General features: G+C 59.7%; 8 protein-coding genes. 7 read left to right on the top strand and 1 reads right to left on the bottom strand.

Features of this window, described 5'->3' with window-relative positions:
• From ACEN88_RS13340 to ACEN88_RS13310, 7 genes are all read left to right on the top strand, one after another.
• Window positions 1–242, top strand: a 242-nt coding sequence (locus ACEN88_RS13340; RefSeq protein ID WP_413340246.1) for a helix-turn-helix domain-containing protein, incomplete at its 5' end; no start/stop codon positions are given.
• Between the two features lie 450 nt (window positions 243–692).
• On the top strand, window positions 693–3605 hold the full coding sequence (locus ACEN88_RS13335) for a ribonucleoside-diphosphate reductase subunit alpha (protein WP_413340244.1): 2913 nt from the start codon (window positions 693–695) through the stop codon (window positions 3603–3605).
• Between the two features lie 81 nt (window positions 3606–3686).
• Window positions 3687–4787 carry a ribonucleotide-diphosphate reductase subunit beta gene (locus ACEN88_RS13330; protein WP_105376404.1) on the top strand — a complete coding sequence of 367 codons (1101 nt, stop codon included), beginning with the start codon at window positions 3687–3689 and terminating at the stop codon, window positions 4785–4787.
• A gap of 398 nt (window positions 4788–5185) precedes the next feature.
• Window positions 5186–7933, top strand: coding sequence for a type VI secretion system Vgr family protein (locus ACEN88_RS13325; RefSeq protein ID WP_413340242.1), 2748 nt, complete (start codon window positions 5186–5188; stop codon window positions 7931–7933).
• Window positions 7934–7947: 14 nt separating this feature from the next.
• The gene (locus ACEN88_RS13320) at window positions 7948–9672 is read left to right on the top strand and encodes an esterase/lipase family protein (RefSeq protein WP_413340240.1); all 1725 of its coding nucleotides are present in this window, start codon (window positions 7948–7950) and stop codon (window positions 9670–9672) included.
• Window positions 9669–11075: a T6SS immunity protein Tli4 family protein gene (locus ACEN88_RS13315; RefSeq protein WP_413340238.1), complete on the top strand. Its 1407-nt coding sequence runs from the start codon at window positions 9669–9671 to the stop codon at window positions 11073–11075. Before ACEN88_RS13320 ends, ACEN88_RS13315 begins: the two co-directional genes overlap by 4 nt.
• Window positions 11076–11078: 3 nt before the next feature.
• A complete protein-coding gene (locus ACEN88_RS13310; protein WP_413340236.1) occupies window positions 11079–11345 on the top strand; it encodes a PAAR domain-containing protein in 267 nt (88 codons plus the stop codon).
• 389 nt (window positions 11346–11734) lie between these two features.
• Here the strand turns inward: ACEN88_RS13310 and ACEN88_RS13305 are convergent.
• Window positions 11735–12463, bottom strand: a 729-nt coding sequence (locus tag ACEN88_RS13305; protein ID WP_413340234.1) for an alpha/beta fold hydrolase, incomplete at its 5' end; no start/stop codon positions are given.

Raw genomic sequence — 12463 nt, 5'->3', positions numbered from 1 at the left:
ACTTCGATCACGCCGTCGTCGGCAAACGCGAGCGCGCGCTCCAGCACGTTTTCCAGCTCGCGCACGACGCGCTGCCGAGCAACCTGCCGGACTACCTGAGCCAGGTCGAGCGCGACATCATCCTGCGCGCGCTGAACCAGACCCAGTTCAACCGCACGCAGGCCGCGAGCCTGCTCGGCATCAGTGTCCGGCAGCTGCGCTACCAGATGCAGAAACTGGATATCCACGCGCCGGAACCTTGAGGTCGAACTGTGAAGCGACGTGGTCTTTTCGCCAACGCAGCAACGCGAAACGGGCCGATTTTGCACGATTAATAAGCACACGAATTCGCGCTACAAATTCAATGTTAGTGCTTACTTCGCCGTGGAGGCTTCAAGTATCGGCACTGATCGATGTCAAGAAAAAAATCTTACTGACAGAGCTCATAAAAATCGCGGACATCGACTACAATTAGGTCTGTAAGGCCGTTGTCTACTACATCTAGTGGTCAACGGCCTTAATGCCGAACAGGCTGAGTAGGAGCGCGAAGCTTTTTTTCTCAATATTGCCGCTCCTATTTTTTATCGGCAGAAAGTTATCGAGTTGCCAATTTTGATGAGTTGGCAGCGTTCCCTGGATTCACTCCGAGGGGTCCATATCTACCTAATTCGTGAAGGCGATGGCAGTCTGTGACGCCAATGCTGGGAGGCTCAATGCAAACATCTTCGGACATTTCCATCAATACCGTCGCGGCAGCTACGACGGCCGGCAAGAGCGCGGACGAACTGGTCGCGGGCAGCGACTACCGCATCATCCGCCGTAACGGCGCCGTGGTGCCGTTCGCGCCGAGCAAGATCGCCGTCGCGATGACCAAGGCGTTCCTGGCCGTCAATGGCGAGCAGGGCCGCGAGTCGGCACGCATCCGCGAGCTGGTCGCGCAACTGACGAACAACGTGGTCGCGGCCCTCGTGCGCCGCCAGCCGAACGGCGGTACCTTCCACATCGAGGATGTGCAGGACCAGGTGGAACTGTCCCTGATGCGCTCGGGCGAGCATGACGTCGCGCGCGAATACGTGCTGTACCGCGCCAAGCGCATGGAAGAGCGCCGCGCCGCCAAGGAAGCCGCCGGCACGACGCAGATCACCGCCCCGCAGATCCACGTGGTCGACGGCGGCGCGCGCCGCCTGCTGGACATGAACGAAGTGTCGGCCCTGATCAACGCCGCCTGCGCCGGCCTGGAAAAGCACGTCGACGCCGACGCCATCCTGGCCGAGACCATGAAGAACCTGTACGACGGCGTGCCCGTCGAGGAACTGCACAAGTCGGCCGTGCTGGCCGCGCGCGCGCTGATGGAAAAGGATCCGGCCTACAGCCAGGTCACCGCGCGCATCCTGCTGCACTCGATCCGCAAGGAGATCTTCGGCAAGGACGTGCCGCAGGCCGGCGCCGCCGCCGAATACGTCACCTACTTCCCGCAATACATCGCCAAGGGCATCGCCGCCGAGCTGCTGGACGAGGAACTGGGCAAGTTCGACCTGCAGAAGCTGGCCAAGGCCATCGTCGCCGACCGCGACCTGCAATTCGGCTACATCGGCCTGCAGACCCTGTACGACCGCTACTTCCTGCACATCCGCGAAACCCGCATCGAGATGCCGCAGGCGTTCTACATGCGCGTCGCGATGGGCCTGGCCCTGCGTGAAGAAAACCGCGAAGCGCGCGCCATCGAGTTCTACAACCTGCTGTCGACGTTCGACTTCATGAGCTCGACCCCGACCCTGTTCAACTCGGGCACCCGCCGCTCGCAGCTGTCGTCGTGCTACCTGACCACCGTCGCCGACGACCTGGAAGGCATCTACGACGCCATCAAGGAAAACGCGCTGCTGTCGAAATTCGCCGGTGGCCTGGGCAACGACTGGACGCCGGTGCGTGCGCTGGGCTCGCGCATCAAGGGCACGAACGGCAAGTCGCAGGGCGTCGTGCCGTTCCTGAAGGTCGCGAACGACACCGCCGTCGCCGTCAACCAGGGCGGCAAGCGCAAGGGCGCCGTCTGCGCCTACCTGGAAACGTGGCACCTGGACATCGAGGAATTCCTCGACCTGCGCAAGAACACGGGCGACGACCGCCGCCGCACGCACGACATGAACACCGCGAACTGGATTCCGGACCTGTTCATGAAGCGCGTGATGGAAAAGGGCGAGTGGACCCTGCTGTCGCCGTCGGAAGCCCCGGACCTGCACGACAAGGTCGGCAAGGCGTTCGAGGAAGCCTACCTGAAGTACGAAGAGAAGGCGGCCCGCGGCGAGCTGACCGTGTACAAGAAGATCCAGGCGCTCGACCTGTGGCGCAAGATGCTGTCGATGCTGTTCGAAACGGGCCACCCGTGGATCACGTTCAAGGATCCGTGCAACATCCGCTCGCCGCAGCAGCACGTGGGCGTCGTGCACTCGTCGAACCTGTGCACCGAGATCACGCTGAACACGAACGAAGACGAAATCGCCGTCTGCAACCTGGGTTCCGTGAACCTGCCGGCCCACATGAAGGGTGACGGCCTGGACGTGGTCAAGCTGCAGAAGACGATCCGCACCGCGATGCGCATGCTCGACAACGTCATCGACATCAATTACTACGCCGTCGACAAGGCGAAGAACTCGAACCTGCGCCACCGTCCGGTCGGCCTGGGCATCATGGGCTTCCAGGACTGCCTGCACATGATGCGTGTGCCGTTCGCGTCGGACAAGGCCGTTGAATTCGCCGACCGCTCGATGGAAGCCGTCTGCTACTACGCCTACCTGGCGTCGACCGAGCTGGCCGAGGAACGCGGCCGCTACCAGTCGTACGAAGGTTCGCTGTGGGACCGCGGCATCCTGCCGCAGGACTCGATCAGGCTGCTGGCCGAAGAGCGCGGCGGCTACCTCGAGCAGGACACGTCGGAATCGATGGACTGGAGCATCGTCCGCAACCGCATCAAACAGTTCGGCATGCGCAACTCGAACTGCGTGGCGATCGCCCCGACCGCGACCATCTCGAACATCATCGGCGTGTCGGCCTGCATCGAGCCGACGTTCCAGAACCTGTACGTGAAGTCGAACCTGTCGGGCGAATTCACCGAGATCAATGCCTGCCTGGTGCGCGACCTGAAGGCGCGCGGCCTGTGGGACGAGGTCATGATCAACGACCTGAAATACTTCGACGGCTCGCTGTCGCGCATCGACCGCGTCCCGCAAGACCTGCGCGACATCTACGCCACGGCGTTCGAAGTCGAGCCGAAGTGGCTGGTGGAAGCCGCGTCGCGCCGCCAGAAGTGGATCGACCAGGCCCAGTCGCTGAACATCTACATGGCCGGCGCCTCCGGTAAAAAGCTGGACGAGACCTATAAACTGGCCTGGCTGCGCGGCCTGAAGACGACCTACTACCTGCGCACGATCGCCGCGACGCACATGGAGAAGTCGACCACCCGTACCGGCGCCCTGAACGCCGTGGCAGTCGATGGCGGCCTGTCCGGCGGGGCGCCGACCGCAGCACCGGCGGCCGCTCCGGCAGCAAGCGCACCGGACGTCGTGGACGGCGCGGCCTGCTACCTGCGGCCGGGCGACGCGGGCTTCGACGAGTGCGAAGCTTGCCAGTAAATAGATAGACCCTTAACGTAACCACGCATCGCCCGGCCTCCCGGGCGATGCCGCTAAAAGAATTCAAGAAGGAAAAACATCATGGCTCTCTCCTGGGACGATGAACCGGCCGCCGCACCGGCCCCCGCCGCCGTCAATCCTGAAGTCAGCGCCGCCGACGTCGCCAAGCGCGTGAATGCGGACGACAAGCGCATCATCAACGCCAAGACCGACGTCAACCAGCTGGTCCCGTTCAAATATAAATGGGCGTGGGACAAATACCTGGCCGGCTGCGCGAACCACTGGATGCCGCAGGAAGTGAACATGCAGCGCGACATCGAACTGTGGAAGAACCCGAACGGCCTAACCGAAGACGAGCGCCGCATCGTCAAGCGCAACCTGGGCTTCTTCGTGACCGCCGACTCGCTGGCGGCCAACAACATCGTGCTGGGCACCTATCGCCACATCACGGCGCCGGAATGCCGCCAGTACCTGCTGCGCCAGGCGTTCGAAGAGGCGATCCACACGCACGCCTACCAGTACATCGTGGAATCGCTGGGCCTGGACGAGAAGGAAATCTTCAACGCCTACAACGAGATCCCGTCGATCCGCGACAAGGACCAGTTCCTGATCCCGTTCATCGAAGTCATCAACGATCCGACGTTCCACACCGGCACGCTGGAAAACGACCAGAAGCTGCTGCGCTCGATCATCGTGTTTGCTTGCCTGATGGAAGGCCTGTTCTTCTATGTCGGCTTCACGCAGATCCTCGCGCTGGGCCGCCAGAACAAGATGACGGGTGCCGCCGAGCAGTACCAGTACATCCTGCGCGACGAATCCATGCACTGCAACTTCGGCATCGACCTGATCAACACGATCAAGATGGAAAACCCGCAGCTGTGGACGCCGGAATTCCGCGAAGAGATCAAGCAGCTGTTCCTGCAAGCCGTCGACCTGGAATACCGCTACGCCGAAGACACGATGCCGCGCGGCGTGCTGGGCCTGAACGCGGCCATGTTCAAGGGCTACCTGCGCTTCATCGCGAACCGCCGCGCCGTCCAGATCGGCCTGGATGCGCTGTTCCCGAACGAGGAAAACCCGTTCCCGTGGATGAGCGAGATGATCGACCTGAAGAAGGAGCGCAACTTCTTCGAGACGCGCGTGACCGAGTACCAGACCGGTGGTGCGCTGAACTGGGACTGATTCCTGCAGCGCTCACGTAACGAAGCCCGCCACTCGGCGGGCTTTTTTATTTGGGCTGTCGTGTGCTGCATTCCGTAATCGATCTGCATGAACTCGGCACAATGATTCGGAATTGCCGCCGCGATTATTCACGCATTCCAACTTTTTTATATTTCACGAATTATCTCGAGGTGCGTCATTTTAATGTCGGAAAGGAAAATCAATATGCTTCTGTGTAATAGATATTAATTCAGAATTATGCAGTGAAATCAGGGGTTTAGAAAATAGGTCGAATATTTGCCCGAATCGAATTGTGCGCATGGACAGTCTCTATTGATTCGAAATAACATATATGGTTGTGCCGGTTTCTCCACTCAATATACCGACTTATCCGACCGTGCCTGGCAAGGAAGTTTTGCATGAACCTCAAGGATCTCATTGAAGCATTCGCCGGCCTCTCCGAGGCGAATCGCCCCATCCGTTTACGACTGTCTCAAGAGCGGCACGTGCTCGATGATGTCCTGCTGGTCAAGCGTGTCACCGGCTATGAAACGATGTGTGGCGGCCTGGAATACCGGCTCCTGTGCGTATCGACGCATGCCGGCCTGCCCCTCAAGGAATTCATCACACTGCCCGTCGAACTCCAGTTCGTGACGGATCGCGGCGATGTGCGCGCCGTTTGCGGCATCGTGACACAAGCGGCGGCGGGCCAGAGCGATGGCGGCCTGGCGACGTACGAATTGGTGGTGCGCGACGCTCTGGCGTTGATGGAGCACCGGACCAATACCCGCGTCTTCCGGAACCGGAACGAACTGGATATCACGGAGGTCATTCTCGACGAGTGGCGCCAAAAAAATCCGGTGCTGGCAAAAGCGTTCGACGTCGATTGGTCGCATGTCACCGGCACTTATCCGGCCCGCGAATTCACCATGCAGCACAACGAATCCGATGCCGACTTCTTGCGCCGCTTGTGGAAACGGCGCGGCATCGCCTGGTGCATGCGGCCGGGACGGGCCAGTCAGGCACAAGACCAGGACACGCCGGCCCATTCTCTCGTGCTGTTCGACGACGCCTTCACGCTGCCGCAGAATGCCGCCGGGACGGTGCGTTATCACCGCGACGCCGGTACGGAAAAAGGCGACACCGCCATTACCTGGAATGCCGTGCGCACGCTCAAACCGGGCAATGTCTCACGCCAGAGTTGGGATTACCTGCAATCCCGTCCGATGACGAGCAATACGTCGTCGCGCATCAACCAGGGCAAAACGGGTAACCAGTTCGCAGCCAGCCTGGACGACTATCTGATCGACATGCCGCATGCGGGCGAGGACGGTGACGATTACCGCGAGCTCGGCGAATTGCGCATGAAGCGCCACGAATACGAATCCAAATGCTTTTATGGCGAAGGCAGCGTACGCGCGCTTTGCGTCGGCGAATGGGTCGCTTTGACCGGGCATCCCGAGATCGATACACATCCCGAGAACGAACGCGAATTCGTCGTGACCCGGCTCGAGGTCGATGCGGAAAACAATCTGCCCAAGACCATCGATGACCAGGTCCGGCGGCTGTTTGCCCTCAGCCGCTGGGACGATGGACCTTCTGCCGACGCGCTGCAGCAAGCCAGTATGGAGCGCGGCATGCGTTACACGAACCGTTTTTCGTGCGTACGCCGCGGCATTCCGATCGTGCCCGCGTTCGATCCCCGGACCGATTTGCCGCGACCGCGCCTGCAAAGCGCGCGCGTCGTCGGGCCGGCGGGCGAAGAGGTGCATTGCGACGAACATGGCCGGGTCAAGGTGCGCTTTCCCGGCACCCGGCCGGAAGACCACGGCCATGCGCAGGACGCCGGTGCCAGCGACAGCGACCGCGACTCCGCCTGGGTCCGCGTGGCGAGCACGTGGGCCAGTAACCAGTGGGGTACCATCACGCTGCCTCGCGTCGGCGACGAAGTCATCGTCGATTTCCTGGGCGGCGACCCCGACAAGCCGATCATCGTGGCGCAAGTGTATGGCGGCACGGCGCCGCCGCCGTCGTTCACCCACATGGGCACGCTGCCCGGCAATAAATACCTTGCCGGGATCAAGAGCAAGGAAGTGCAGGGGACCCGCTACAACCAGCTGCGGCTGGACGATACGCCGGGCGAGATCAACGCGCAGCTGTCTTCGGAGCACGGTCACAGCGAGCTCAATCTGGGTTGGCTCACGCATCCTCGCAGCGAGGGCAAAGGCGAGGCACGCGGCGAAGGCGCGGAACTGCGCAGCGACCATGCCGTCGCGGTGCGCGGTGCCAAGGGTGTCCTGATCAGTGCCGACGCCCGTACGCAAGCCGGCGGCAAGCAACTCGATCGCGCCGAACTGGTCGGCTTGATGGAAGTACTGCAGGGCGTGCAACGCCAGCTGTCCGAACTGTCGTCGACGCATCACGCGGACGACACGGACGATCACGAACTGAAGCAATTGCTCGGTCACCTGAAACAATGGGAAGCGGGCAGCAATACCGCGAGCGGCACCGCGGACGGCGGCGGCCAGCCTGTCGTCGCACTGTCCGCACCGGCCGGCATGGCGATGGCGAGCCAGAACAATATCGCGCTCGGCGCGCAGACGCACGTTGACGTGGTCAGCGTCGGCAATACCCAGTTCTCCATCGGCAAGCGGCTACTGGCGCGCGTCTCGGAAAGCATCAGCCTGTTCGCACATCGCCTGGGGATCAAGCTGATCGCCGCCAGCGGCAAGCTGGAACTGCAGACGCATGGCGACGACATCGAGCTCACGTCGGCCAAGCGCATCGTGCTGACGGCCGCCGACGAGATCGTGCTGCAGGCGCCGAAGGTGCGCTTCGTGGCGCAGGGTGCGCAGGTGGACATCGGCGGCGGCGCCATCGCGCAGCAGAGCAGCGGGGCGCACACGATCAAGTCGTCGACGTTTGCGCACGTGGGGCCCGGAGGCGGCGCGCCGCCGGGCGTGGAACTTCCCGTCAGTACGTTGAAAACGGACGAACGATTCGTGCTCGCCCGCCGCGGCAGCGGACGCCCGCACGCCAATCAACGCTACCGGATCGAGCTGGACGACGGCCGCACCATCGAAGGCGTCACCGATCAGAACGGACATACCGAACTGGCACAGGACATGGCGCTGAAGATCGCGCGCCTGACCCTTTTGAAAGAGTAATGGAAGAGTAACCCATGAGTGATACCGATACCGCTACCCGCCTGGTCGGCACCGGCTGGGACGAACACGGCAACGATACCGCGCAGTCTGTCCTTACGGGTACCAATCTGAAGGTTCGTGCGTTGTGCCTGACGACGCCGGATCTTGTCGTGCCTATTTTGTTCATGCCGGGCATTATGGGGACACGTCTCAAAGTGAAGAACAGAGATGCATCAGCGTGGTTTCCCCCGGAGAGTACTTGGGAAGGCCTCGTCACCGTGCTCAAGCATCTCAATAAGTCAGCCGCTGACCGGCAAAAACTGCTTGATCCAAACAATACCGAAGTGGACGATGACGGACCAGCGCACCCGGATGAGTCCAGCAAGGCACTGTTGGCTATTGCCCCTGGTACGACTGACGCCGAACGCGCCAAATGGCGAGGCTGGGGACAGTTGTACGGTAAGAGCTATGGGGGGATTCTTTCGTTGCTCGAGAAGTGCCTCGCACTTATTTTTGATCCGGACACCCAAGGCAAACAGCTTACCGCGACATGGAAAACACTGGTGATGGACCAGCAGGATCCAGCGAAGCTCGGTGCGCAGAAACCGTTCACGCCGTTGCAGGAAGAGCATCTGCGTGATGCCGCCGACGTTCTTTATCCGGTACATGCCGTCGGCTATAACTGGCTTCGAAGTAATAAAGAATCCGGCGAACACTTAGCGCAGGAAATTGAACGCATTACTGGTCATTATCGCAGTAAGGGAAAAATCTGCGACAAAGTTATAATCGTTACGCATAGCATGGGTGGCCTCGTTGGACGAGCATGTGCCCAAATTCCCGGTGTGGCAGATCGTATCCTAGGTATTGTGCATGGCGTCATGCCAGCGATCGGTGCGCCCGCGACATATAAACGTATTCGGGCCGGTTTTGAGGGGGTAGAGCAAGTCTTGCTAGGAAGAAATGGGGCCGAGTGTACAGCAGTTATGGCCAATGCACCAGGGCCATTGGAGTTGCTACCTACTGCACAGTATAAAACGCAAACTGATAAAGGGCCAAGACATTGGCTTCGTGCAAGCTATGCAATGGTAAATATGCAAGGGCTGTCGGAAGAAGTCGATACTTTGCTTGGCGATGAAGATCCTTATGGAGAGATTTATTTAAATAATACTGAAAGCTGGTGGAGGTTAGTAAAGGAAGATCTGATCGACCCGGTAGGGAGGCGGGAAAAAGAAGAAGCTAAGCGGGAAGGAAGGAAGATCGTCGGGGAAAATTCTCGGGAATCTGATTTCAAGAAGTTTTTGGTTAATATGGATGATGCACGAAAGCTTCAGGATTTTATTTCGGACAAATACCATCCTAACACTTATGCATACTACGGTGCCGATGCTAAACAGTTGGCGTGGAACGAAGTGCACTGGAAAGCTACTAAAGCTTCTGCTGGTGATCTCAAGCGTGCGCTATTGATGGCTGATGATTTAAATGGCTCCATCAAATTATCGTTTGATGAAAAAAATCAGCACGGGTTTGAAATTCAGAAGGCGCAAGGGCCAGGGGACGGTACCGTCCCGGCGGAATCTGGGTCTGCACCGACCCCGTATGTAGTTCAGATTTTCCGACATGAAGGCAAAAGAAAGGGGCATGAAAGCTATGATCACCAGGGCTCATATGGAGCGAAGCTTGCCCAGTCAGTTACCTTATATTCCATTGTAAAAATTGTCTCCAGTTCTAGCTGGCTAAAGCAAAAATTACCTAAGACATGAAAACGTACGGTCTATTTCTTCTTGCTTTCGCGGCAGCGTTCTCTGTAAGCCCTAATGCTTGCGTTGCCGCTCCAAATCGCCCTCATCTATTCGTCATGGCAAATAATAACGTGAGCACGGTACCCTCATCACCTACATCCACTTTTTGCGTCGGTCGGTTTCTGATCGATATTCCTGCTGGCTCTAAACTCACTGGAGGAAATTACAAGTACGACTTCCTTGCCATTGAGCCGGTAAAGACCATGTCACTTGAAGAATTCGAGAAGGAAACAACTGCGCATGAATCAATTTTGAAATCGTCCATCAATGGTCGGACAAAAAAAAGCATGTTACTTGAGTTTGTGCAGCCCGAGAAGACCACGCGAATATATTCTTCATGGAAGTCTGATGCTAGCACTGCCCAAGTTGTCGTTTTTGGATACCGGTGGATTGGCGGTCATCGATTTCTTTTGAAGGATAGCGTCGACGACGATAAGCAGAAAGTTGGAATGGAAAACATGGGCAAAGTGCTTTCTCGTCTGCGCTCTCGTTCTGAAACAGAAATGCCCAGTGAGCCTGGATACTGCTTTGACGGCGGTTTAATCGCAAATTCGGAATGGGAAAATGAAGAAGCTGGCGTGGACTTTCGCGTTGCCGACCATCCGGATACGATCCTATCCGTATGGTTTTACCCTCTTGCCAAATATAAGCATGACAAGCCTTTGCTTGAACGCATGGGGGGAATGACGCAGGTGCTTGGTAATCTTGCCACATCAATACATGTTCTACGTAAAGGCAACCGGCAGGTTGGACCGTACAAGGGACAGGAACATCTCGCGTCGGCGCCAAACAGTGGAGGTATGCGTGGACACGCGTTTGTCTGGGAAACTCAGGGCGAGGGCACGCTGGAGACACCTGCCATCAAGATCGAGTTATCGACCGGTCATGCGGATCGCAAAGGTAATCCCCAAAAAACAAGCCTGACTGACGAACAGGCCATGAAGCTCTGGGACGACGTCCTCAACAGTTTCCGCTTGCGTCCTACAGGCGACACCGTGAAGACCGGCGACATCTCCCCTGAACCGCAACCACGCCTTCCGCTCGGAGAACTTGCTGCGACCGGCCGCGCGTGCCCCCAGACGGGCTGGTGGCAAGCCAGCGAAGCCGGCGAGATCGAAGGCGGGGCGCGTCAGTACTTCACGGCAGGGGAAACGATGCCGCAGGTGACCATGCTGGGCGAATCGTCGTTGTGGCAAAAGCTCAAGGGAGCGCGTCCTTCGTATCGTACGGCGACCGTGTGGAAACTGGTCGATTACGACGCCGAGGCGCCAAAGCCGCAGTCGATCGCGCAGGCCGCACCAGGCAACGCAAGTTCCGACGCTCATGGCCTGGGTGACGGATCGTCGCACCAAGATAAGGGGTAACCGATGCCCAATGTGATTCGCCTTGGCGATCCCACGTCGCACGGTGGCAAGGTCGTGAGCGTGAGTGCGCAACATTTCACGGTTGACGGCATCGCGGTGGCCCGCGTGGGCGACATGTGCAGTTGCCCGATCGCGGGACATACCGTTTGCATCATTGCCGAGGGCGACCCGCACCACGTCATCGACGGTGTCGCGGTCGCTTACGAAGGGCACAAGACGACTTGCGGTGCCGCCCTGATTGCGACGATCGGGAACTTCAGCGGTCAATAGATCGGTCTCGTTCCTGTTGGCTGCGCTCGTGATGGCCACGTGCGCAGCGCTTGGCGCCTGCACGGCCGTATCCGGCAGTTCCAGTCCATCGACCATGGCACACACGGTGCCGCTACCCCCTCCACATTCTGCATGGGACGCTTCCTGATCGATGTCAGTGGAGGCAAGCATAAGCATGACTTCATCCAGATCGAGCCGGTCAAAGCCATGACCGATTCCTGTTAGAAGGCGATGTCGGCGGTAGCAAGCGGGAGAGCACCATGAATCGCATGTGAGAGGCACTCTCCCGTCTACGCCTGGCGCTAGGCAGCAACGTGATGCGCGCCCACGCGTTCGTAGGGGAGACCCGGGCGGCGCACGCTGACACGCCCGCCACCTGGCGGGATTTCTTATTTTCCGTCCACAAACTTCTGGATCGCCGCCATCGTCGCTTCCGGCGCCTCTTCCATCAGCCAGTGCCCCGCATCCGGAATGACCACTTCGGTGACGTTGGTCGCCGCATTGCGCATCACGACCGCCTCGTTGGCGCCGAACGACCTGGCGCCGCCGATCGCCAGCACCGGCATCGGCAGTTTATTGGCGACGACTTTCTGGTTGACCTCGGCATCCTTGGGGAAGCTGAGGAATTGCGCGAAGGCCGAGTGCATCGCGCCGGGGCGGGCGTACAGCTTCGCATAATAAGTGCGGGTCGCTTCGTCGACCTTCTTCGGGTCGCCGGCGAATTCGTTCCAGAAGCGGTCCAGGTAGATGCGCTCGCGGCCGGCGACGAGGCGCTCGGCGTCCGGGCCGCCGAACGAGAAATGCCACAGCAGCGGGTTGCGCAGGATCTGCTCCCACGGCGGAATCCCGGGCACGGGCGCGTCCATGACGACGAGGCGGTCCGTCCTGTCGGGATAGCGGGAGGCGTAGGCGAAGGCCACCATCGTGCCGATGTCGTGGCCGACGACGACGGCGTGGTCGATGCCGAGCTTGTCGAGGACGGCGCGGACGTCGCCGGCCTGCGTCCATTTGTCGTAGCCGCCGGCCGGGTGCGACGACAGGCCCATGCCGCGCAGGTCCGGCACGACGACGGTGTGGCGGGCCGCCAGGCGGGCGGCCAGCGGCGACCACATCGCGCC

The sequence above is a fragment of the Massilia sp. CT11-108 genome, from assembly GCF_047302915.1.
Lineage (GTDB): Bacteria > Pseudomonadota > Gammaproteobacteria > Burkholderiales > Burkholderiaceae_D > Telluria > Telluria orientalis.
Note: the sequence above shows the minus strand (reverse complement) of the source record. Positions and strands in the feature narration are given on the sequence as shown.

Bases quoted from the DNA above. Each gene is read 5' to 3' on its own strand.
- ACEN88_RS13335 (WP_413340244.1), top strand. From the start codon at position 693: ATGCAAACATCTTCGGACATTTCCATCAATACCGTCGCGGCAGCTACG.
- ACEN88_RS13320 (WP_413340240.1), top strand. From the start codon at position 7,948: ATGAGTGATACCGATACCGCTACCCGCCTGGTCGGCACCGGCTGGGAC.
- ACEN88_RS13325 (WP_413340242.1), top strand. From the start codon at position 5,186: ATGAACCTCAAGGATCTCATTGAAGCATTCGCCGGCCTCTCCGAGGCG.
- ACEN88_RS13330 (WP_105376404.1), top strand. From the start codon at position 3,687: ATGGCTCTCTCCTGGGACGATGAACCGGCCGCCGCACCGGCCCCCGCC.
- ACEN88_RS13310 (WP_413340236.1), top strand. From the start codon at position 11,079: ATGCCCAATGTGATTCGCCTTGGCGATCCCACGTCGCACGGTGGCAAG.
- ACEN88_RS13315 (WP_413340238.1), top strand. From the start codon at position 9,669: ATGAAAACGTACGGTCTATTTCTTCTTGCTTTCGCGGCAGCGTTCTCT.